General features: G+C 48.3%; 21 protein-coding genes and 1 pseudogene. 7 read left to right on the forward strand and 15 right to left on the reverse strand.

The features are described from left to right. Positions 1 to 73: 73 nt before the first annotated feature. From E1919_RS12745 to E1919_RS12770, 6 genes are all read right to left on the reverse strand, one after another. Positions 74 to 1279, reverse strand: a complete 1206-nt coding sequence (locus E1919_RS12745) for a PQQ-dependent sugar dehydrogenase (protein WP_162053786.1) — start codon at positions 1277 to 1279, stop codon at positions 74 to 76. Positions 1280 to 1467: 188 nt separating this feature from the next. After that, complete coding sequence (locus E1919_RS12750) at positions 1468 to 2280, reverse strand: alpha/beta fold hydrolase (protein WP_162053787.1); 813 nt, start codon at positions 2278 to 2280, stop codon at positions 1468 to 1470. Positions 2281 to 2404: 124 nt separating this feature from the next. After that, a complete protein-coding gene (locus tag E1919_RS12755) occupies positions 2405 to 2983 on the reverse strand; it encodes a DUF502 domain-containing protein (protein WP_237144324.1) in 579 nt (192 codons plus the stop codon). 75 nt (positions 2984 to 3058) lie between these two features. Then, positions 3059 to 3949: a 4-hydroxy-3-methylbut-2-enyl diphosphate reductase gene (locus E1919_RS12760; protein WP_162053788.1), complete on the reverse strand. Its 891-nt coding sequence runs from the start codon at positions 3947 to 3949 to the stop codon at positions 3059 to 3061. A 16-nt stretch (positions 3950 to 3965) separates the two neighbouring features. Then, positions 3966 to 4664: a (d)CMP kinase gene (gene cmk, locus E1919_RS12765; protein ID WP_162053789.1), complete on the reverse strand. Its 699-nt coding sequence runs from the start codon at positions 4662 to 4664 to the stop codon at positions 3966 to 3968. A 24-nt stretch (positions 4665 to 4688) separates the two neighbouring features. Next, positions 4689 to 4949, reverse strand: coding sequence for a hypothetical protein (locus E1919_RS12770; protein ID WP_162053790.1), 261 nt, complete (start codon positions 4947 to 4949; stop codon positions 4689 to 4691). Here E1919_RS12770 and ade point away from each other — a divergent pair. Together ade and E1919_RS12780 are read left to right on the forward strand one after the other, a co-directional pair. After that, positions 4930 to 6570, forward strand: coding sequence for an adenine deaminase (gene ade, locus E1919_RS12775; RefSeq protein WP_162053791.1), 1641 nt, complete (start codon positions 4930 to 4932; stop codon positions 6568 to 6570). The two genes, E1919_RS12770 and ade, sit on opposite strands and share 20 nt — an antisense overlap. Positions 6571 to 6607: 37 nt before the next feature. Then, a complete protein-coding gene (locus E1919_RS12780; RefSeq protein ID WP_162053792.1) occupies positions 6608 to 7450 on the forward strand; it encodes a sulfite exporter TauE/SafE family protein in 843 nt (280 codons plus the stop codon). A gap of 173 nt (positions 7451 to 7623) precedes the next feature. Here E1919_RS12780 and E1919_RS12785 read toward each other — a convergent pair whose 3' ends face one another. Beyond that, a complete protein-coding gene (locus E1919_RS12785; protein WP_162053793.1) occupies positions 7624 to 8058 on the reverse strand; it encodes a response regulator in 435 nt (144 codons plus the stop codon). 356 nt (positions 8059 to 8414) lie between these two features. Further along, positions 8415 to 9398 (reverse strand): annotated as a pseudogene (locus tag E1919_RS12790) (PLP-dependent cysteine synthase family protein); the annotation flags it as partial. Positions 9399 to 9726: 328 nt separating this feature from the next. On the opposite strand from E1919_RS12790, the gene sucD reads away from it, so the two are divergent. Both sucD and E1919_RS12800 read left to right on the forward strand, forming a co-directional pair. Further along, a complete protein-coding gene (sucD, locus tag E1919_RS12795) occupies positions 9727 to 10617 on the forward strand; it encodes a succinate--CoA ligase subunit alpha (protein WP_162053795.1) in 891 nt (296 codons plus the stop codon). Positions 10618 to 10778: 161 nt separating this feature from the next. Beyond that, the gene (locus E1919_RS12800) at positions 10779 to 12173 is read left to right on the forward strand and encodes a mercuric reductase (protein ID WP_162053796.1); all 1395 of its coding nucleotides are present in this window, start codon (positions 10779 to 10781) and stop codon (positions 12171 to 12173) included. 15 nt (positions 12174 to 12188) lie between these two features. Here E1919_RS12800 and E1919_RS12805 read toward each other — a convergent pair whose 3' ends face one another. Together E1919_RS12805 and E1919_RS12810 are read right to left on the reverse strand one after the other, a co-directional pair. After that, positions 12189 to 13310, reverse strand: a complete 1122-nt coding sequence (locus tag E1919_RS12805) for a porin (RefSeq protein ID WP_162053797.1) — start codon at positions 13308 to 13310, stop codon at positions 12189 to 12191. Positions 13311 to 13390: 80 nt separating this feature from the next. After that, a complete protein-coding gene (locus E1919_RS12810; protein ID WP_162053798.1) occupies positions 13391 to 14335 on the reverse strand; it encodes a hydrogen peroxide-inducible genes activator in 945 nt (314 codons plus the stop codon). A gap of 172 nt (positions 14336 to 14507) precedes the next feature. Between E1919_RS12810 and E1919_RS12815 the strand changes: the two genes are divergently transcribed. Further along, positions 14508 to 14981, forward strand: coding sequence for a Dps family protein (locus E1919_RS12815; protein WP_162053799.1), 474 nt, complete (start codon positions 14508 to 14510; stop codon positions 14979 to 14981). Between the two features lie 378 nt (positions 14982 to 15359). Here E1919_RS12815 and folB read toward each other — a convergent pair whose 3' ends face one another. From folB to E1919_RS12830, 3 genes are read right to left on the reverse strand one after another with little or no spacing between them, the layout of a single operon-like run. Further along, positions 15360 to 15716, reverse strand: a complete 357-nt coding sequence (gene folB, locus E1919_RS12820) for a dihydroneopterin aldolase (protein WP_162053800.1) — start codon at positions 15714 to 15716, stop codon at positions 15360 to 15362. Positions 15717 to 15725: 9 nt separating this feature from the next. Beyond that, positions 15726 to 16712, reverse strand: coding sequence for a DivIVA domain-containing protein (locus E1919_RS12825; RefSeq protein WP_162053801.1), 987 nt, complete (start codon positions 16710 to 16712; stop codon positions 15726 to 15728). Beyond that, entirely contained in the window at positions 16709 to 17638 is a 930-nt protein-coding gene (locus E1919_RS12830) for a WD40 repeat domain-containing protein (RefSeq protein ID WP_162053802.1), read from the reverse strand. Before E1919_RS12830 ends, E1919_RS12825 begins: the two co-directional genes overlap by 4 nt. 123 nt (positions 17639 to 17761) lie before the next feature. Between E1919_RS12830 and E1919_RS12835 the strand changes: the two genes are divergently transcribed. Both E1919_RS12835 and E1919_RS12840 read left to right on the forward strand, forming a co-directional pair. Continuing rightward, positions 17762 to 18394, forward strand: a complete 633-nt coding sequence (locus E1919_RS12835; protein WP_162053803.1) for a 4'-phosphopantetheinyl transferase family protein — start codon at positions 17762 to 17764, stop codon at positions 18392 to 18394. A 25-nt stretch (positions 18395 to 18419) separates the two neighbouring features. Beyond that, a complete protein-coding gene (locus E1919_RS12840) occupies positions 18420 to 19004 on the forward strand; it encodes a thioredoxin family protein (RefSeq protein ID WP_162053804.1) in 585 nt (194 codons plus the stop codon). A gap of 70 nt (positions 19005 to 19074) precedes the next feature. Here E1919_RS12840 and E1919_RS12845 read toward each other — a convergent pair whose 3' ends face one another. Next, complete coding sequence (locus E1919_RS12845) at positions 19075 to 19923, reverse strand: transglutaminase-like domain-containing protein (protein ID WP_162053805.1); 849 nt, start codon at positions 19921 to 19923, stop codon at positions 19075 to 19077. Positions 19924 to 20099: 176 nt separating this feature from the next. Continuing rightward, the gene (locus E1919_RS12850) at positions 20100 to 21728 is read right to left on the reverse strand and encodes an acyl-CoA carboxylase subunit beta (RefSeq protein ID WP_162053806.1); all 1629 of its coding nucleotides are present in this window, start codon (positions 21726 to 21728) and stop codon (positions 20100 to 20102) included. Between the last annotated feature and the right edge of the window lie 90 nt (positions 21729 to 21818).

The raw sequence follows: 21818 nt of genomic DNA on the forward strand, positions 1-21818 counted from the left end.
TTCAAATTGCAGCAACCTTAAACCCGCGCTACCACCTTACTCATTCATAACACATAGTTCAACATTCATTCTTCTACTTACTGTACGTGATGCGGTAAATGGCATCGTTCTTATCATCCGACACCAGCATAGAACCATCCGACATTGAAACCACATCCACCGGGCGCCCCCAGTCCTCCTGCCCTTGCAGCCAGCCTTCTGCAAATGGTTTGTGCGTGGTCTGGCCATTAGCGTCTGTCGTAACAGTAGCCAGGCTGTAACCTATTTTCTCAGAGCGGTTCCAGGAGCCGTGCTCTGCTATGAATATCTGGTTCCGATACTCCTCCGGAAACATATTGCCAGTGTAGAACTTCATTCCCAGTGAGCCACCGTGCGGGTGCAGTTTTTGTACAGGTGCCACAAACTCGCTGCAATTACGGTTTTTGCCGAACTCTGGATCCAACACATCACCGGCATGGCAATACGGGTAGCCAAAGTGCTGTCCTTTCTCAGTAACACGGTTTAACTCATCTGCCGGAACATTATCACCCATTAGGTCGCGGCCATTGTCTGTAAAGTATAAGTCGTTGGTTTCCGGGTGCCAGTCAAAACCCACGCTGTTGCGAACGCCCTCGGCATATATCTCCAGGTTAGAGCCATCCGGGTCCATGCGGGTGATAGTGGCATAAATAGGATTCTCAGACTTACAGATGTTACAAGGTGCGCCCACCGGCACATACAGCTTGTCATCCGGGCCAAAAGCAACGAATTTCCAACCATGGTGGGCATCGCTCGGGAACTGATCGTTCACCACCTCATATGTCGGGTTGTTACGGAAAGTCTGTTCTATGCTATCAAACCGGATAACACGGTTCACCTCAGCCACGTACAGGGCTCCGTTTCGGATGGCAACGCCATTCGGCATGGTTAAACCGGAGGCAACCACCACTACTTCGTCTGCCTTGCCATCCTTGTCTTCATCTACCACAGCATATACTCTGTCTTGTTCCCGGGTACCCACAAAAATAATTCCAGACTCACTTAGAGCCATTGAACGGGCATTGTCCACACCCTTGGCGTAATAATCAATGCGGAAGCCCTCCGGCAGCGTAATTCTTTCCAGATCTGGATCAATGGGGCCTGTTGGCATACCAATCTCTGATTTACCGAGCGCCTGCTGGGTTTCAGTTGGTCCTGTTTTGGTGATTTCCTCGTTCTCAGCATTCTCATTAGACGAGCAGCCGACACTGATAGTGGCAACGGCAAATACTGAAAGAATAAAGCTTAGTGGTTTTTTCATTATGAATGGCTTCGTACAGGTTTTAGAATTCAAAATTGCGCATACTCCCTTTAAGTAGCAACAGGTATGGCTGCATTGCTTTCAAATCAACCTAAGTATACTCGTACAGAGGTACAATGTTTAAAAGGAAGCATGGATGGTTACAGGCAGAAACACAAAAGGACGGGCTATGTTTTGCACGGTTCCTTTTAGCGACCGCCCTGCATGCGCTTTCGGTGAAGTAGTGCCGCCACATCCTGCAACAGGTAGGAATGCCCGGTTTTCAGGACAACCAACTCTCCCTTATCCAGCGCATCTACAAACACCCCCACCCGCTTAGGGGCTATAATCTGGTCATACTCACCCAGGAACATGGTAACGGCCACGTGGTGCTCGTTCAGCAGGCGTACAATCTTCCGGATATCGAAGTTAAGCTCTCTGAACCCAACCCAACTGCGGTAAACGCGCAGGCGCTTAGGAGTACTGTCCATCTGGTAGTGGGCGAAGCGCAGCAGGCTTTTATGCACCATGTTGTATTTTTCCAACATCCGCAGCAGGCCAAAGAACATATCCGGCTTTACGACAGTGCGCTTAAAGAGCTGCTGCAGCCATCCGGGGTAAGTGGCAATGTTGTACCAGAAGCTCGTTCTGATACCGTCCGGGGCAATCAGGAACAGCTCCTCGATTTTCTCCGGCATGCATTCTACCAGCGTGAGGGCAAACTTGCCACCCATGCTGAAGCCCATCAATGAAAAGCGCTGAATCTGCTCTTTTTCCAGAAAGTGCTCTACAAGTTGCTGAAGAAATGCTTTAGACAGCGGCATACTGCGCTTATACAGATGGCTGCGCCCATGAAAAAAAAGGTCGAAGGCGTAAATGGTATAGTCGTTGCCAAGCGCCTGCTCCATAGGGTGGTAATAGGCACTGCTCTGCCCGTAGCCATGAAAAGCCAGCATAGCCCGGCTGCCGTGCCCAATGACCCGGTAGTGCAGTTTAGAGCTGTTTATGATGACGTAAGGCAAGTAGATTGTTATTCGTTAATTGCTCAATTGTTATTACTCGATTATGAAACAGCTTGTACAGCATTATCAATATTGGTTATGGAGGTTCTCCTGGAACAGACAATCATTAACTAACAACCAACAATTATAATTTAGACACGCCACCTGATACAATAAACTTCATCACCTCACTGCTCGGAACCTCCAAGAAAGTGACATTGCGTTTCGGCACGAGGAAGAGCTCTCCGGAAAAGTTATAGGAGTGCGGAAAGTATACGGCTACTTTATCTTCGATATTGATGGTGTCCAGGGTGTCCTGCGTTAAAAAGCCCAGTTTGTAGTTATCAGAGTCTTCCGCCATTTTCACCATCACTGGCTGGTTAAACTTCTGGTTGTCACCCACAAAGGCATCGAAAAGATCTTTAATGCTGGAGTAGATAATACTCACAAGCGGCACTTTGTGCAGGAAACGTTCTGTTACAACAAAAAAAGGCTTAACAAAGAAGGAAGAGCCAATAAAACCAACTACAGTCAACAGCACCACCATCAGCAGAATACCCAGCCCAGGCACCCCTAAATCGAACATGCTGTCTAACCAGTCGATTATTGCCACCACAATAAATATCGTAAGCGCAATAGGTGCTATAATTAGGAGCCCGTTCACGAAGTAACGGAAAAGGTTTCTCATAAAGACTACGTTCAGGAAACGGAATAATCGGTTCATATTTATCAATAAAAAGGCCTTGCCGAAGCAAAGCCTAAATGTAGCAAAAAGCCAACATAGTATATCGGTAATACTTTATACCGGTTCTGCCTCAATGGCTGCTATACTGTTAGCCACCTGCTCCATCAGCCACATAGGGGTAGACGTTGCGCCACAAATCCCGACACTGGCAGCATGGGCGAACCAAGCTTCCTCCAGTTCCTCTTCGTTTTCTACAAAATAGCTGTTTGGGTTGTGCTGCTTACATACGCTGTAAAGCGCTTTCCCGTTCGAGCTTTTCTTGCCGCTTACAAAAACAATCACATCATGCTCTGTGGAAAACCTGGCCAGTTGCGGTTCGCGGTTAGACACCTGGCGGCAAATGCTGTCGTTGGCGTCGAAAACAGGCTGGGTGCTGTCCTGGTTTGCCTGCTTTAAGCGTTCCTCAATCAGGGCCTTAATATGGTAGAAGCCCTTGGTGCTTTTGGTTGTCTGGCTGAAAAGGGTGACCGGGCGGGTAAAATCTATTTTATGTAAATCCTCCTCCGTTGTTACAATAATGGCATCGTCGCCTGTCTGGCCCGCCAGTCCGATAACCTCTGCGTGGCCCACCTGGCCATAGATAACAATCTGCCCGTTCTCGGATTTACCGGAGTCATAGGCATGTTTTACGCGGTTCTGCAGCTTCAGCACTACGGGGCAGGACGCATCAATCAGTTCTATGTTGTTTTCAAGCGCCAGTTTATAGGTTTCAGGTGGCTCGCCGTGCGCTCTGATGAGCACTTTACAATCACGTAACTCCTGCAGCTGCTCACGGTCTATGATGCGGAGACCTTTGTTGTAGAGGCGCTTCACTTCCATGCCGTTATGTACTATATCTCCGAGGCAGTAGAGTTCTTCGCAGTGCTCCATCTCATCCTCAGCCATCTGTATCGCAAATTCCACCCCGAAACAATAGCCGGAGTTTTTATCTATGGTTACGTTCATCTTTTCTGCTTCAGTTCTACTGCAAAGAAATCTCGTTTGTTAATATTTGTGAAGTTACCTTATTCATTACAAATTCCACCTGCTCATCAATCGTCATATGCGAGGTATCCAGCAGGTGCGCATCATCGGCGCGGCGCAGGGGGCTTTCTTTTCTTGTAGAGTCTATATGGTCGCGCTTCTGCAGGTTCTCACGTATTTCGTCCAGGTTCACCAGTTGCTTTTTCTCCAGCAGTTCCTCCTGGCGGCGTCTGGCGCGGGTGTCTACATCGGCGGTCATAAAAACCTTTACCTCCGCATCCGGGAAAACGGCTGTTCCTATGTCACGGCCATCCATCACTACGCCGCGTTTTTTCCCCATCTTCTGCTGCTGTGCCACCATGGCATGGCGCACCTCCGGCACTACGCTTACTTCGCTTACCTGGTTTGAAATATACATTTTACGTATCTCATCCTCCACATTAAGGCCATTCAGATAGACTTCGTTGCGCGCAGTTTTTGGGTTATAATGAAACTCAACCTCTATCTTATCCAGTGCGTCATTCACTTCCTTCGGGTTGGTAAGCGTTACGTGGTGCTGCAGAAAATATAATGTAACCGCTCTGTACATGGCTCCGGTATCTATGTAGGCGTATCCAAGTTCTGCGGCTACTAATTTTGCCGTGGTGCTTTTGCCGCATGAGGAGTACCCATCGAGTGCGATTACAATTTTTTTCATTTAGAAGAGAAACTAAAAGCGTGTTTAATTAGAGTCGCATGGGCAGGGCAGATTGCCCAGCTTGCTCTTTCTTTTGAGAGATGCCGTCTTTTTTTGCTGAGGGGTTTTGGCGGTGCAGCCGGCCAGAGGGCCTGTAGCCAGAAAACCCGCAAGAATCAGGTATGAAATTATCTTTCTCAAATCAACTGAATTTAATGCAAATATAAAGTAATTTACCGTTTTCTGCCCACTAAAAGGGCGATTTTCAAAACAAACACCTGTTACCATGCCTACCAGTTTTTCCATTAGCGGACGCATCATTAACATACATGACCAAGAGATTTACGAAGGCACTGTTCATGTCTCAAACGGCCGCATTTCTAAAATAGTTCGTGAAGCCACAGCTGCTACCGATTATATATTACCCGGATTTGTAGATGCCCATGTGCACATCGAAAGCTCCATGCTGGTGCCCAGCGAATTTGCCCGGCTGGCCGTGCCGCACGGCACCGTGGCCACTGTGTCGGACCCGCACGAGATTGGGAACGTGCTCGGCCTGAAAGGCGTGGAGTATATGATAGAAAACGGGAACAAGGTGCCGTTCAAGTTTTACTTTGGCGCCCCGTCCTGTGTTCCGGCCACACCTTTCGAAACGGCCGGCGCAGAGATAACGGCCGCTGATATTGAAAAGCTCTTTCAGCGCGATGACATAAAGTACCTGGCAGAAATGATGAACTGGCCCGGCACGCTGCAACGCGCCCCGGACGTGATGGAGAAAATAGCACTAGCCCAAAAGTACGGCAAAGCCGTGGACGGCCATGCACCCGGCCTGCGGGGGGAGCAGGCCCGGCAGTATGCCTCCGTCGGCATCAGCACCGACCATGAGTGTTTTACCGCAGAGGAAGCCCTGGACAAGCTTGATGCAGGCATGAAGATACTGATAAGAGAAGGCAGCGCAGCCAAGAACTTTGAAGCCCTGATACCGCTGCTGCCGGAGCACTACCAACACATCATGTTCTGCTCTGATGATAAGCACCCGGACAATCTTGTGGAGGGGCACATCAACCTGCTGGTAAAGCGTGCGCTGGCAGCTGGCAACGACTTGTTTCATGTGTTACAGGCTGCCTGCGTGAACCCGGTGGAGCATTATAAACTGGAGGTTGGCCTGCTGCGGGAAGGTGATGCCGCAGACTTTATAACGGTGGACAACCTGGACAATTTTAACGTGCAGGCTACTTACCTGGACGGGCAAATTGTAGCCGAGCACGGCAAAACGAACATTGCCTTCTCGGAGAGCGAAGACATCAACAACTTTAACACAGACCTTAAATCGCCGGAGGAGTTTGCTGTACTGGCCGGGGGTGCCACTAAAATCCGCGTGATGGAGGCTTTTGACGGACAGCTCATCACAAAACAACAGTGGGCAGCGCCTAAGGTAGAAAGCGGCTTCATTGTGCCGGACCTGGCACAGGACGTGCTGAAGTTGACAGTGGTGAACCGGTATGAGAATGCGGCACCATCTGTAGCGTTCATTAAAAACATAGGCCTGAAGGAAGGTGCCATTGCCTCTTCCGTGGGACACGATTCCCATAACATTGTGGCCGTGGGTGTGGATGATGAAAGTATAGCAAAGGCTGTGAATCTTATTATACAATCCAAGGGAGGCGTGGCGGCCGTGGGCAAGGGCGTACAGCAACTGTTGCCGCTGCCAGTGGCGGGCATTATGTCGGCGGAGGATGGCTACAGTGTAGCAGCACACTACTCGGCCATAGACCGCATGAGCAAAGACATGGGCAGCAAACTGGAGTCACCGTTCATGACGCTTTCTTTTATGGCACTGCTTGTTATCCCTTCTTTAAAGCTCAGCGACAAAGGCCTTTTCAACGGAGATGAGTTTAAATTTGTATCTGTAGCGGAAATAAATTAACTACAAATTCATCCCTTCGTAAAGGGAGCCGCAGCAGATGCAGGAACTTTTGCTTTTTATTGTAGGTGTTATAGTAAGTGCGTTTGGGACAACCGTGGGTTTTGGAGGAGGTGTATTTCTAGTCCCCATCCTGATTATCTTCTTCGGCTATAACATTGAGATTGCCATCGGGTCCACCATGTCGGCGATGATGCCGGCCGCTATCATTGCCTCGCTCTTCAACCTCCGGGACCGAAGTATAGATTACCTGGTGGGCATACTGATTCAGTTTCCGGCTATGGCTGGTACTGTGTTAGGGGCTTTCATGGTTGCTTTTCTTCCTGTGCGGGAGCTTCAGCTGATTTTTGTAGTGTTTGTGCTGGGCATTGGAATGCTGATGCTGTTGCCTAAAAAGAAAGAAGCACCCCGGCACGCAGGTATCATGTATAGCATCCGGCGCGTACCAACCACCTTTATCCGAAAAAACAGAGCCAAAAAGCTGGCTTACCGGCTAAATGGAGGCTTAGTGTCTCTCTTCGGTTTTGTATCAGGTACTGTTGCGGGTTTGTTCGGCATCGGGGGCGGGTTTCTACAGACGCCCATGATGATAAAACTGTTCCGGATGCCCGCCCAGATTGCCACCTCCACTTCGCTGTTCATATTGGTGGTAACCAGCTTCACGGGCTTTATCAGCCATTTCCTGCTGGGCAACGTTCTTTGGAGCCGCAGCCTGCCCCTGATGATTGCCTTTTCCGTGGGTTCCCTGATCGGCAATCTGCTCAAGAAAAGAACTCCACGGGGCAAGAAATTGGAGCGGCTCATTGCCATTGGGTTACTGTTGGCTGGAATTGGCGTACTCCTCAACCTGCTGATGAAGACTGGCGGAGGTTTCTCATTTTAAAAGACTTAAAACACAGCGCGGGCCTTGCAAATAATGCAAGGACTGCACTGCTTAAATGCGAAGCATAAAAAGTAATCCCATAAAGGCTTTGCTTATGTGTACTAACTTAGTGATACTTACTAAATCAGTTTTTGAAAGCAAAGGTTTCGTGACTTGTACCTGTGTCGGGAAATTTAAACTTCTTTCTGTTCGGCGAGTTTCTGCAGCAGCACATTTACCTTTTCGGCCGTCAGTGGCTTGGTCAGGTATTCGGCATTATACCTTTTGAAGTTAGCCGTATCCTGTGGGTGTGTGGAGGTGGTTAGCACTGCTAACACAATGCTGCTCCTAAAATCATTATCGAGGCGCTCATAAAGTTCCAGCATCTCAAACCCGTCCATTACCGGCATGTTGATATCAAGAAAAATCAGCTCCGGCTTAAAATAGTTACTGCTCTCTGCCTCGTAATTGTTATTGCTAACATTGTACAGGTAGTCAAAAGCCTGCTTACCGTTTACAAACGTGCGTACATTGTCTGTCACCTTCATCCTGTCGAGCAGGCGCTGGTTCAGAAAATTTGTGGTATCGTCGTCATCGATAAGTAAAACGCCTGATAGCTTCTCTTTCATTCCTATGTTTAAACCCTATGCGTACTTGTATACGGTGAAATCTTATGAAGTAGTCTATATAAACTCACCAAACGGCATATAAATCCCTCTTCCTCCTGCCGCTGGCTGCTCTTTTTATAAAGTAAATCTTCTCCTTACCAGGTGGCTTATCTGCTTAAGGAGCTAAAAATCTTCTTACCACTTGTAAATTATTCCTGATGCAGTGGCGGATAGTGTAAAATTATATAATCCTATCCAACTTAAAAAATAAAAGCAGGTCAGGCAATGGTAATGTTATCTTTGAAACAGAAAAAGGGAAGCCCGGATTTTATAGTCCGGGCTTCCCTTTTTCTATTTTAACTCAAAAAGAATACTTAGTCAATATATCCCTGAGCGCGCATCCAGTCGTCGTTGTAGAGTTTGGCCAAGTAACGGGACCCATGGTCTGGCAGTATCACCACCATCATATCATCTTCGGTCAGGTTGTTTTCTCTGGCGTACTCTAAAGCACCAAACACAGCCGTTCCGCCGGACCAGCCTACAAACAAACCTTCTTCTTTGGCAAGCCTTCTGGTCATTACGGCACCGTCTTTATCCGATACCTTGATGAAAGTATCGATGAGGTCGAAGTTCACATTTTTTGGCAGAATGTCTTCGCCTATACCCTCTGTGGCGTAAGGGTAAATCTCCTTTTCATCGAATATCCCAGTCTCTTTGTACTTCTTAAATACAGAGCCATAAGTATCAATGCCAACCGTGATAACATCCGCCTTTTGCTCTTTCAGGTACTGCGACGTGCCGGAAACGGTACCTCCCGTGCCTACGCCAGTAACGAAATGAGTAATATCTCCATTTGTCTGATCCCATAGTTCAGGGCCTGTTGTCTCGTAATGCGCCACCGTGTTCGACATGTTGTCGTACTGGTTCGGGTAAAACGAATTCGGAATTTCCTTGTTCAGCCGCCTTGCCACCGAGTAGTAAGAATCCGGATGGTCGGGTGCCACGTTGGTAGGGCACACAATCACCTCGGCACCTACTGCCTTTAGCACGTCTATCTTCTCCTTGCTCTGCTTATCAGAAAGGGTAAAAATACACTTGTAGCCTTTCGCGATGGCAGTTAGCGCCAACCCCATGCCCGTATTGCCAGACGTTCCTTCAATTATGGTTCCGCCTGGCTTGATAATGCCTGCAGCCTCTGCATCCTCTATCATTTTGACGGCCATACGGTCTTTAATAGAGTTACCCGGGTTCAGGTACTCTACTTTAGCGAGCACCGTGGCCTTAATGCCTTTGGTTACATTGTTGAGCTTCACCAGCGGGGTGTTACCGATTGCCTCGGTTATATGGTTCAGATACTTCATCTGTTTTGTTTTTTGTTGCAAAGGTAAGAATTTAAATCATTTCATATTCTGAACAGGAACAGCCACTGCAGGCTGGTTCTGTGCAGCAGAGAAACAGCAAATGACAAAATTGCATTGCCAACGGTTCTGGCAAAAAATGCGTTTACGATAACCGCGGGGCATACGTTCGGGCCACTTAACCAACAGCATAACAGGCCTAAGTCGTTCCGTTGGCCGCATTGCCAAACACTATATTAGGGACAACTATTTTTTGCAGGGGCCACAAAAAAGCCTATTTTTGCACAAGCTTATAGTTCGACCGTCAATACACAAACTAAATAAGATACACATGAGTGTTTTAGTAAATAAAGATTCGAAAGTGATCGTGCAGGGCTTCACAGGCTCGGAAGGTTCTTTCCATGCACAGCAAATGATCGAGTACGGCACTAACGTTGTTGGTGGTGTAACCCCAGGCAAAGGTGGTTCTACGCACCTCGACCGTCCGGTTTTTAATACAGTTGAAGAGGCTGTAGAAAAGGTTGGAGCCAACGTATCTATCATTTTCGTACCACCAGCTTTCGCCGCTGACGCTATTATGGAAGCTGCTGATGCTGGTATCAGCGTTATCGTGGCAATTACAGAAGGTATTCCTGTAAAAGACATGGTGCAGGCCAAAAACTACCTTAAAAATAAGAATGTAACCTTGATTGGTCCTAACTGCCCGGGTGTTATCACACCAGGCGAAGCGAAAGTGGGCATCATGCCAGGCTTTGTTTTCAAGCCAGGCCGTATCGGGATTGTTTCTAAGTCAGGTACTTTAACTTACGAAGCTGCTGACCAGATTGTGAAAGCGGGTTTGGGTATTTCTACAGCTATCGGTATTGGTGGTGACCCTATCATTGGCACGCCTACAAAAGACGCTGTTCAGTTGCTGATGGAAGACCCTGAGACAGACGCCATCGTGATGATTGGTGAGATTGGTGGTAATTATGAGGCCATGGCTTCTAAGTATGTAAGCGAGACCGGTAACAAAAAACCGGTAGTTGGTTTCATCGCTGGTCAAACAGCACCTGCAGGACGCCGTATGGGCCACGCTGGTGCTATTGTAGGTGGTGCTGAAGATACAGCTGCTGCTAAAATGAAAATCATGCGTGAGAACGGCATCCATGTAGTAGAGTCTCCGGCTGAAATCGGCGATGCCATGGTAAAAGCTTTAAAAGAAGCTGGTATCAACGCTTAATTTGATTCATATATACTTCTAGTAAGTATAACGATACGGAAAGGCTGCCCCGCAAGGCAGCCTTTCTTTTTTGTCACTACCCTCCCCCGCACAACCGGCCGCTGTTAACTTCGTTTGGTATACTTCAGCACATACAGTTGAAGTATAAGCCCCTCACTCCAATGTCAGAAAATCAGCAGCACTACAATACCATCATTATAGGAACTGGTCAGGGCGGAATTCCCTTGGCCAAGGCCTTGGCCGAAGCAGGACAGAAAGTAGCTATTATAGAAAAGGATAATGTGGGAGGCTCCTGTGTAAACTATGGCTGCACGCCTACTAAAACTTTGCTGGCAAGTGCCCAAACGGCCCACATGGCCAGGCGCGCGGCAGACTACGGAGTGCATGTGCCAGAGGTGCAAGTAAGGATGCAGGAGGTAAAACAGCGCCGCGACAAGATGGTTCTGCAGTCGAGGGAGAACAACGAGGAAAATTTAGAGGCTTCAAAAGCGGTGCTCATACGTGGTACTGCCTCGTTTCTCGGCAAAAAGAAAATTGAGGTAAGTTCAGATGAAAAAGTAACTCAAACCCTGACTGCTGACAAAATCATCATCAACACCGGTGCCACTCCTTCTGTGCCTGCTATTGAAGGCATCGACAGTATAGAACATCTCAACCACAAAACCATACAGGACTTGACTGTTGCGCCAGAGCACCTGCTTATATTGGGCGGCGGCTACATTGGGCTGGAGTTTGGGCAAATGTTCCGGAGGTTCGGCAGTAAGGTTACCATCGTGCACCACGGGAAACAGCTGCTGAGCCGCGAAGACGAGGATGTGGCAACAGAACTGAAAAAGATACTGGAGGAAGAAGACATCAGCATCCTGCTTGATACGGAGCCGCAACAGTTAGCAAAGGTAGGCAACAGCATAAAGTTAAAAGTAAAGTCAAAAGGCGGTAAGCAGCAGGAAATAACCGCCAGCCACTTGCTCCTGGCCACGGGTGTAAAGGCAAACACAGAAGACCTACACTTAGACAAAGCAGGTATAGAGACGGATGAAAAAGGCAACATCAAAACAGACAAACACCTGCACACTACTGTGGAGGATGTATATGCCATTGGCGACGTGAAAGGCGGTCCTCAGTTTACGCACATCTCCTACGACGATTACCGCATTCTGCGTGGCAGCCTGCTGCACGACAAACACCGCTCTACCGACGACCGGCCTGTACCTTACTGCGTTTTCACGGACCCGCAACTGGGACGCGTGGGACTAAGCGAGAAGCAGGCGAAAAAGCAAGGCCTGAAATTTAAGGTAGCAAAGCTGGAAATGTCGAAAGTAGCACGGGGCGAGGAAACCGGCCATACCAAAGGCTTTATGAAGGTGCTGGTAAACGAGGAGAACGAGCAGATAATAGGCGCCGCCATACTTGCTGCGGAGGGCGGCGAATTAATGACGGCACTGCAAATTGCCATGATGGGCAAGCTAAGCTATAAACAGCTAAAAGAAGGCGTATTTGCGCACCCAACATACCTGGAGGCGCTGAACAGCCTGTTCATGAAAATGGATGCCTGATTAAATTTCGCTCTTTCAGAATTTGACAGAAAAGGAGGTGACCAACAGAAGATTGGCGTCCTCCCTTTCCTCTTCCCCATAAAAGATTCTGTCTTTAGAGTCGTAGCCACGAGCCTCAAACCGCCACAGGAAGTTGTTTGCCGGAATGTAGTCGAAGTTCAACGAAGCGCTTGACGTTTGAAAGCCATCTGAAGTACTAGTTACGACGATAATCTGGTCTTCATCATTATAATGCTCCACCCTACCTGCCAGGGCAAAGCGATTGCTTAGCCTGTAGCGGGCCAGCAACATTCCAGCATACCAGCTGCTTTTCTCGTTGCTGCCAAATAATTCCTGACGGCCATAGTCAGCACTTGCTCCCATCGAGAACCTGTCGGAGAAGGTGTAGCCAGCGTTAATGTTATGGAAGAACCGCCGTTTCGCCTCCATTCCATCCGGTGCTTCATTGCCATAGTAGTTGTTGTAGCTTAGTTCCAGTTGCTCTGTTGGGGTATAACTGACACCAAAACCCAGAGACTTGGCATTATTCGTTTCCTGGATGTTCTGCCAGCCGTTGAGTACCAGAAAGGTCAGAGTTACTTTGTCAGACACAGCTGCCGTTAGCTGTGCCCCGGTCTCATAATAGGGCGAATTTTCGGCCATCAGCGCCCGGGTGTAAATTTCGTTGTCGCCGGAGAAAGTGGACTCATACCCGATATGCGACGGCAGAATACCTACATCCAGCCACAGCCCGTCTGCCAGCCTTACGCCTGCGTTTGCCTGCGCTATCAGGCGTGTCAGTTCGTTTGGCTCGGCAGCGTAGTTTGCCTGCACATAGGTTCCGGTGTGTAGCGCCAGTGTGGCCCGCACCCGGTCTGTGGCATAATCTGCCTGTAAGAAGCCCCAGTTCAAATTAAACTCATTGTGCCGGTATGCCTGCGTGGTGTAAAGGCGGTCCTGCCCGACTGGTTTTGAAAAATCATACCCATAGTATACATCCACTGCCCCACTTAGCTGAAAAGGCGTTGCAGCGGCTTTTATACCTACCGAATCAATGGTCTGAGCGTGCAATGCTCCTGTAGCTGTTAGAAGTAGAATCGAAAGTGTATTGGCAAAGAAGCGCATAGTATGATGTAATCTTTCTACCGGCAGAGGCATCAGGTGTGAATTTTTTAATCATTTACCCCTTCTCAGGCTTAGAGGTTATTTATACACCAGAGCAGAGGCAATAACAGGAGCTACTTCACCGCCACTACCTGCTCCTTCTTTCTCTCACGGATACTTTGCGGCACAGCAGCCACAATCTCTTCCTGCAGTGCCTCAATCAGCTTTTTCTTCAGGAAGCTGCGGTGCACGACCAGGCTTACTTCCCGCAACGGCTGCGGCTCCTGGAAAGGACGCACTAACCGGAGCTTTTCCTCGGGCATATCCAATACTGACAACTCGGGCAAAAGCGTGAGGCCATGCTGTGTCTCCACAATACGCTTAAGTGTTTCCAAAGACCCGCTTCTGTAATCGAGGTGCCCCTTGCCCTCGGCGCCTACATGTACGCCCCTGTTGCAAATGTTAAGCACCTGGCTCCGGAAGCAATGCCCTTCGTTCAGCACCCACAGTTCTTCCAGGTCTAGCTGCCCTGGATCTATAGCCTCTGACTTTGCCAGTGCATGGTCCGGGTTTACATAGGCTACAAAGGCCTCATAAAAGAGTGGCAGTTCTCTAATGGATTTATTTTCCAGCGGTGTTACCAGAAGGCCTACATCCAGTAACTCATGATTCAGCTTTTCTACAATCTGCTCTGTCAGCAACTCCTGCACTACTACCCGCACATGCGGGTACTTCCCTAAAAAGCTGGTAATGAACAGGGGGATCAGGTAAGGGGCCAGGGTGGGGATAACTCCGACACGCAGCTCCCCGCTTAGCTCCTGCTTCTGGTTGAGCACAATCTCCTGCACCTTCTTCGCCTCTGCCAGCACAATCCGGGCCTGCGCAATAATGTCTTTGCCCACTTCTGTCGGGCGTACAGGCACCCGGCTTCGGTCAAAAAGTTGCACACCGAGGTCTTCTTCCAGCTTCTGTAGCTGCATACTGAGCGTAGGCTGCGTTACAAAACAATGTTCTGCTGCGGTGGCAAAATGCCGGTAGGTATCTACTGCCACCAGGTATTCCAACTGCACAAGCGTCATCGGTTGTGTAAATTAAATTCTAAATATCGACTTGCCCCGGTTATTCCAGAGCACCAGCAAAGGTAACAAATAGACAAAGTTTATACTAACATAAATATTATCGATTTGATTTATGAACATACTTGCACAATCTTTGTACATAAGCTTATGAATAACCAATGAAGAAACGACTATGGAAAAGCTTACTAATATCGGATTGCAGAAAAAGGACAGCCAGCATATTGCTGAAAAGTTAAATGATTTGCTTGCAAATTATCATCTATACTATCAGAACCTGCGCGGGTTCCATTGGAATATTAAGGGTATTCACTTCTTCCAGTTGCACGCTAAATTTGAAGAACTGTATACGGTGGCCCTTACAAAAATTGATGCCATTGCAGAGCGTATTTTAACTATCGGGCAGCAGCCTTTACATACTTTCTCTGATTATGTGCGGGTATCCCGCATAAAGGAAGCGGGTAGTCTGAGTGGCAATAAAGAAACAATATCGGTAACGCATGAGAACCTGAGCACATTGTTGGACCTGGAGCGTGAGATTCTGAAGTTAGCCGCTGACACCGGCGATGAAGGTACTGTTAGCCTCATCAGCGAAGACATAAACGAAAATGAGAAAACGCTCTGGATGCTGAACGCCTTCCTGAGCTAAAAAAAGGACACAAGACGAAAGACTTTTCATTTCTAACATGAGGTGCTGCTGCCAGTTCTTGTCATGACCATACTTATTCCGGAATGTGACTTACAACTGTCTCGTAATATTGTGAAACAAACAACTTAATTATATATGGAAAGCGCCTGCAGTTTCTGCCGGCGTTTTTTTGTTTTGACAGGTGTGCACAGTTCATCCCCTTTTTCCAGATAAAAGGAACGAGAATAACTTTATTTATCTTCAACTTCATACACTTTCAAAGGCAGTGGGAGCTATAAGATGAAAAGCGGCTGGCTCTTTTCAGAACCAGCCGCTTTTCATCTTAGGAAAGTCAGGGCGAAAGTCATTTGTCCATCTTCAGAAAATCCTTTGTCCCTATTACCTCGCTTCTTCTAAACTAACTTTTGCCCATTGGCAAATACCACCGAGGGGTGGGTTGAACTTATATACGTTCACTTTAACAGAAGCTACAAAAGGGAATCTTTCATATACTCTATCAATGATGCGGTGCCCCAGGTGCTCAAGCAAACGGGCAGGAGACTTCATTTCAGTCAGCACCAGTTTATACAGCACCTCGTAGTTCACTGTCTCATGCAGGTCATCGCTTTCAGCGGCGCGGCGCAGGTCAGCATCTATAATCAGATCGATGCCGTACTTATTGCCGATTTTCTGCTCCTCATCATAATAGCCATGGAAAGCAAAAAACTCCATGCCCTCCAGCGCAATCTGTCCCATACGTATGGTTTAGCCTATTTCATCAAAGAAAGATCCGGCGGTTGCAGTTTGCTTTACAGCACTGGCACCACTGGTAGCATAACTGCGTGACGGCTCAGTAAGTGGAGGCTGAATTTCAGGTTTTTCTGGTTGCACTGGCTCAATGTCCGGTATGGGTTGCTCAATGTCCGGAGCAGGTACACGTCCGGGATAATCCGGCTGCACTGGCTCAATTTCCGGAGAAGGCACGTTGGGTACCATTGGCTCAATCGGGCTTGGAATCTCTGGTTGCGGCTGCGTTACGTCTGGCGCAGGGTCGCCCAACGGGTGATACCCGTTGCTGTTGCTGATGGCTACAGGCGCGTTGGCTGCCGTAGATTCTGCCAGTTGGTATGGCTTTGCTTCGGTTGTTGTTTCCATTTCTTTCAAGGTTTTCAGTAGCTCGGCGCTTTCGATTTTTACGTCAGCAACTCTTGAAAGAATACTCTGTGTATTGGTTTTAGGTTTTGCCTTTGTCTTTTCAGCTCTTTCCAGGGCTTCGTTGGCCAGGTTCTTCAGGTCACGCACCATCGTGTCCAGGTGGCCTTCCATGCGCTGGTAGTCCTGCTCCAGCACTTTCACTTCCTGCTTCATTTCGGCTATCAGTTTTTCTGACTGCTTTGTAGCTTCCTCCAGCACCTGGCGGGCCTGGTTGCGGGCCTGGTTGAGTAGTTCATTTGCCTTCAACTCGGCTTCGCGGGCTTTCAGCTCCGCCGATTTATTTGCCTGCTCCACAATGCTGCTACCAGTATCTTCAGCCGTTTTAAGCGTCTTGTAGAGCGAAGATTCCACCTCACGCAGTTTCTGGGTCTCGCGGTGCGAAGCGTCCAGTTTCATGCGCAAGTCCTTGTTCTCATCCAGTAACTTTTCCCACTGTTGCGAGAGCGTCATCAAAAAGGCATTTACCTCATCCTTGTCTAACCCTCTGAAAGCCTTTTCAAACGTTTTTTGTCTGATCTCTAATGGTGTAATCTTCATAACTCAACCTGTTTAATATCCCAAACCGAAATGGTGCGATCGTCACTACACGAAACTAACTGATTCTGATGAGCCGACCAAAATAATTTATTCACCGACGTGCCGTGGCTGGCATTCCGGATTTTATCAATCACCTTCAGCAGTTTAAAGGTCTCGGCATCCCAGACTTTAATGGACTTGTCCATGCTGCAGGTGGCAAAATGACGTCCGTCGGGGCTATAAGTGATATGATTGATGGTATACATGTGTGCAATGGTATAGCCACGCTCTTTGTAGTTTTGCTCCACCTCCCATACCCGCAGGTGGGCATCGCGGCTCCCTGAAAGCAATAGCTTGCCATCCGGTGAATAAGCCACGGTGAACACGGAATTGGCGTGGGAGGCCAGTTCGTGCTTCAGTTCCATCGCACCAGCATCAAATATTCGTATCACGTTATCGCTGTAGCCGATGGCCAGGTCCTGCGTCTGCGGGTTATAGGCCAGGCTGCGGGCGCTTTGGTCTGTTTTCCGGACAATGGTCTGCAGTTCAAACGTGTCGCTGCTAATTACGCCAACGGCACCGTTGCCCATGGCTACAAATATCTTTTGCAGCTCCGGAATGTAGGCAATATCAAAGATGGCCACTTTGGGGAGTGGTACCGATTTCAGTATTTTCTTATCCTTTAAATCAATTACCTGCAGCCCTTCCTGGTTTTGCCCTATGAGCAGTAGGTTCCGGTCTGCCACATAACGGAGCGCATATACGGAGGTGTTTACTTTCGCAATCAGCTCCCCGTTCTCTGGGTTGTTCAGGTCCCAGGCTGCCACCATGCCATCGCCGGCAGCCGAAAAGAAGATATGCTCCTCCCCCGACCGCTCCAGGGTATATACACAGTCGCGGTGACCGGTGAGGGTGCTCAGTTTTTGGACTTGTACTTTACTGGCCATATTGCTGTAACGCTGTGGTACCGTAACGCTGTATAATTTCTTATTTTAGCTAAATTTACAACAAATACGGCGAACCTGCGGTGCCCGCAGGTATAAAACCACCGCCACCATACCTTTTCAGCTATGTCCCTTCTGCTTACCCAACAGTTAAACTCAAACACCTGGCTAGGCATCTGGCAGCTACAGGAGCCAGTACAGGATTTACGAGTCCTGCTGCCGCCACATGCCGATGTCAGCGCCATGGCAGGCAAGGTACACCCCAAGCGGCAACAGGAGTGGCTGGCCAGCCGGGTGCTGGTGTATCAGTTGCTGCGGTATTTTACAGCAGAGCCGCTGGTGCTGGCGCGCGATGAGAATGGCAGGCCCTACTTTCCGGACCAGCCCCTGCACGTATCTATTACACACTCGCCACACTTAGCCGCCGCTATACTTTCAGGGCATCAGGTTGGCATAGATATTGAACTAATAAGCCCAAAGGCGCTGCGCGTAGCAGACAAGTTTTTGACAGAAGCGGAAAAGCAATGTACTGCATCCGACGAAAAAATTACCTGCCTGTATTGGAGCGCCAAAGAAACATTGTACAAATTGTACAGCCGTAAAAAGCTGGTATTGAAAGATAATTTGCTGGTAAGTCCGGGTTCAGAATCAAATGTGCTGCTGGGTCGTGTGCAAATCGAAAATTTTTCTAAATTGTACCAGATTCATCACGACACCATACAAGAACACGTGCTTACCTACTGCATCGACAGTGAATAAAGGACAACAACTTAAATTCTGGTATATGAAACATTTAGCCTCTCTTGCTACAGCCTTGTTCCTTTCAGTTGGTGCTTTTGCTCAGTCTGGAGGCTATCAGTTGGGCGATAAAGTGACGAACTTCTCACTGAAGGGCAGCAACAACCAAACTGCTTCTTTGTCTGATTTCACCAATGCCAAAACCGTGGTACTGGTGTTTACGAACAGCCAATGCCCCTATGCAAAATTGTACGAAAACCGGCTGGTTACGCTGGCTAGCACCTATGCCAACCAGGGCGTGCAGTTTGTTTTTGTGAATCCGGGAGTAGGTGACGGAAGCGAGACGTTGGAGGCAATGGCTGCCAAGAACTACAGTTTCCCTTATTTAGCTGATGAAGGACAGAAAGTGAGCAGGCAGTTTGGCGCCACCAAAACGCCTGAGGTATTTGTGCTGCACAACACCGCCGATGGCTTTGTGCTGAAGTATAAGGGCGCTATAGACGATAACCCGCAGGTGGAGAGTGGCGTGAAGAACTACTATCTCAGAAGTGTGATTGATTCGGTGTTGGCGAATAAGACCGTTGCTACTCTTGAAAAGCGCGCTACAGGTTGTTTAATTAAGAAATATTAATTTCTGAACCTATATAAAAGAAGAAGGCAATCTAGTGATAGATTGCCTTCTTCTTTTATATAGGTTCAGTTTATACAGGATTATCTTCATCTGTAATAGCCGCGAGCAGTTTGGTTACTTCAGTCGCCTTTTCCAGGTCATCCATCTTCTCGAACGAAAAGGCCAGATTACGCAGCGCCCGCTTTATAATGTCTAAGTTAGCGCAGGGCTCATAAAAAATGTCAATCGGGTTCAGGTTAAGCTGCAGGATATAATTGTCTATGTCTGCCTTAGAAAGGATGAGCCCTTTGTTGTACACATTGATGTAAAACTGCACCCCATCCATCTTATAAGTCAGGATAAACAGGTTAGGCAGGTTTACACCGAATACCGGCATCCCTAGCCGCTGTGCCAGCGTCATATAAATAACGCACAGTGTAAGTGGGTTTCCACGCTTTGACTCCAGCACCAGGTGCAGCATGGAATTTGCCGGCGAATGAAAGTTTTTAGTATTTGCCGAAAAGCGTTTTTCCCGGAACAGCACGTTGTTCAGCGACTTTACCTGGTCATACGGATGCATCTCGTCCTTCATGTGTGTCCAGGCATCAAAGTAAAGCTGATCCATTGTTCTGGAAATATCGGCGAATTCTACATCCGGGTACATATAAGAGTTCACGAGCCACATGCCCTCCAGCAGGTTCTCTGCTCCGCTCTCTTTCCATACTTTGAGCCTGGCATGCAATCCTTCAAACTGCAGGTTGTGTATCAGATCCTCTATTTTTTTCTGAAGGTCTGAGTCAAGCGTCTCTTCCCACTCTTCCTCCAAAAAGGGTATTATCCCCTCTCCCAACGCCACGATCCGCTGCTCCACGTGCTGCGCCACCTCATTGTCATGATCCTCCAACAACGAGATCATCGCCTTTATTTCTTTCTTCGTCACTATACGCTCCTATATAAAAATTCAATATTTAAATTCAGCCTATGCGCTGTATGAAGTACACAGAGGTAAAATGCAGTGTCTTACCCTTGTACTCTTATTTTCTTCTTTAAATTGTACGGCAGGTAACCACCTGATTCCGGTTTTTACTTCATTAATTCAGATACTTCACCAACTAATCACGTCTGTATTACTCCCACATTGTACCGTTTCTCGATTGGAGCGTGGTTGGCGGCCTCAATTCCCATCGAAATTACTTTCCGTGTTTCCAGTGGTTCGATGATGCCATCCACCCACAGGCGGGCGGCTGCGTAGTACGGCGACAGCTCTTCGTTATACTTATTTGTAATGCGCTCTAATAGCTCTGCCTCGGCCTCTGGAGTTATCTCCTCCCCTTTGCCTTTTAAAGATGATACCTGTATCTGCAGCAGTGTTTTAGCAGCTGCGGCCCCGCTCATTACGGCTAACTGGGCCGTTGGCCAGGAATAAATCAGGCGCGGATCGTAAGCTTTGCCGCACATGGCGTAGTTGCCAGCCCCATAGCTGTTGCCTACCAGGATGGTGAATTTCGGCACCACTGAGTTTGCCATTGCGCTCACCATTTTGGCACCGTCTTTTATAATGCCGCCATGCTCGGATTTGCTGCCAACCATAAACCCGGACACGTCCTGCAGGAACACCAGCGGAATCTTCTTTTGGTTGCAGTTCATGATAAAGCGCGCGGCTTTGTCGGCAGAGTCGGAGTATATCACGCCACCCATCTGCATCTCTCCTTTCTTGTTCTTTACAATTTTACGCTGGTTCGCCACAATACCCACCGACCAACCGTCGATGCGGGCAAGGCCACAGATTAGCGTCTGCCCGAAAAGTTCTTTATAGGGCTCAAACTCGGAGTCATCAACCAGTCGGTAAATGATATCCATCATATCGTAGGGCTTCGCACGGTCGGTTGGCAGCAGGCCATATATTTCCTGTTCGTTCAGCTTTGGAGCAGCAGGCGCAGCGCGATTAAAGCCCGCTTTAGGATTCTCGCCCATCTTGTCGAAAATCTTGCGGATATGGTCCAGCGCCTCCTGATCGTTCTTACACTTATAGTCGGTAACACCGGATATTTCGGAGTGGGTGGTCGCACCGCCCAGGGTTTCGTTGTCAATAGTCTCGCCGATGGCCGATTTCACTAAATACGAACCCGCCAGAAACACAGAACCTGTGCCTTCCACAATTAGGGCCTCGTCGCTCATGATGGGCAGGTAAGCACCACCCGCCACGCAGCTGCCCATAATAGCGGCAATCTGCACAATGCCCATCGAGCTCATCACAGCATTGTTTCGGAACATGCGGCCAAAGTGCTCTTTATCCGGGAAGATCTTATTCTGCATGGGCAGGAAAACGCCGGCACTATCCACGAGGTATACAATCGGGAGCTTGTTTTCGATAGAGATTTCCTGTGCCCGCAAGTTTTTTTTAGCTGTGATAGGGAACCAGGCACCTGCTTTGACGGTGGCATCGTTAGCTACCACCACGCATTGCCGGCCCTTGATGTACCCAATACCTGTTATTACGCCTCCGCTAGGGCAGCCACCTACTTCTTCATACATGCCCTCTCCGGCAAAGGCAGCCACCTCAAGAAATTCTGTGTCATTGTCTAGCAGGTAGCTGATGCGCTCGCGTGCAGTCATTTTGCCTTGCTCGTGCTCTCTGCGGATGCGTTTTTCTCCTCCTCCCTGGTATACTTTGTTAAGTCTTGTTTTCAACTGGTATACCAGTTGCTTTAATGCATCTTCGTTTTTGTTGAATTCAATATCCATGCAGGCTTTTTTGTGGTGTAGAACTGACAGCGTAAAAAGAAAAATCCGCCCTTAAAAGCGGATTTTACAAATATACAATTTTTAGTCCTG

Origin of the sequence: Pontibacter pamirensis, assembly GCF_010015475.1 — a bacterium.
In the GTDB taxonomy this organism is placed as follows: Bacteria; Bacteroidota; Bacteroidia; order Cytophagales; family Hymenobacteraceae; genus Pontibacter; species Pontibacter pamirensis.

Coding starts and splice junctions, on each gene's coding strand:
- E1919_RS12745 (WP_162053786.1), bottom strand. CDS start 1,279: ATGAAAAAACCACTAAGCTTTATTCTTTCAGTATTTGCCGTTGCCACT.
- E1919_RS12755 (WP_237144324.1), bottom strand. CDS start 2,983: ATGAACCGATTATTCCGTTTCCTGAACGTAGTCTTTATGAGAAACCTT.
- E1919_RS12760 (WP_162053788.1), bottom strand. CDS start 3,949: ATGAACGTAACCATAGATAAAAACTCCGGCTATTGTTTCGGGGTGGAA.
- cmk (WP_162053789.1), bottom strand. CDS start 4,664: ATGAAAAAAATTGTAATCGCACTCGATGGGTACTCCTCATGCGGCAAA.
- ade (WP_162053791.1), top strand. CDS start 4,930: ATGCCTACCAGTTTTTCCATTAGCGGACGCATCATTAACATACATGAC.
- E1919_RS12770 (WP_162053790.1), bottom strand. CDS start 4,949: ATGGAAAAACTGGTAGGCATGGTAACAGGTGTTTGTTTTGAAAATCGC.
- E1919_RS12780 (WP_162053792.1), top strand. CDS start 6,608: ATGCAGGAACTTTTGCTTTTTATTGTAGGTGTTATAGTAAGTGCGTTT.
- E1919_RS12785 (WP_162053793.1), bottom strand. CDS start 8,058: ATGAAAGAGAAGCTATCAGGCGTTTTACTTATCGATGACGACGATACC.
- sucD (WP_162053795.1), top strand. CDS start 9,727: ATGAGTGTTTTAGTAAATAAAGATTCGAAAGTGATCGTGCAGGGCTTC.
- E1919_RS12800 (WP_162053796.1), top strand. CDS start 10,779: ATGTCAGAAAATCAGCAGCACTACAATACCATCATTATAGGAACTGGT.
- E1919_RS12805 (WP_162053797.1), bottom strand. CDS start 13,310: ATGCCTCTGCCGGTAGAAAGATTACATCATACTATGCGCTTCTTTGCC.
- E1919_RS12810 (WP_162053798.1), bottom strand. CDS start 14,335: ATGACGCTTGTGCAGTTGGAATACCTGGTGGCAGTAGATACCTACCGG.
- E1919_RS12815 (WP_162053799.1), top strand. CDS start 14,508: ATGGAAAAGCTTACTAATATCGGATTGCAGAAAAAGGACAGCCAGCAT.
- folB (WP_162053800.1), bottom strand. CDS start 15,716: ATGGGACAGATTGCGCTGGAGGGCATGGAGTTTTTTGCTTTCCATGGC.
- E1919_RS12825 (WP_162053801.1), bottom strand. CDS start 16,712: ATGAAGATTACACCATTAGAGATCAGACAAAAAACGTTTGAAAAGGCT.
- E1919_RS12830 (WP_162053802.1), bottom strand. CDS start 17,638: ATGGCCAGTAAAGTACAAGTCCAAAAACTGAGCACCCTCACCGGTCAC.
- E1919_RS12835 (WP_162053803.1), top strand. CDS start 17,762: ATGTCCCTTCTGCTTACCCAACAGTTAAACTCAAACACCTGGCTAGGC.
- E1919_RS12840 (WP_162053804.1), top strand. CDS start 18,420: ATGAAACATTTAGCCTCTCTTGCTACAGCCTTGTTCCTTTCAGTTGGT.
- E1919_RS12850 (WP_162053806.1), bottom strand. CDS start 21,728: ATGGATATTGAATTCAACAAAAACGAAGATGCATTAAAGCAACTGGTA.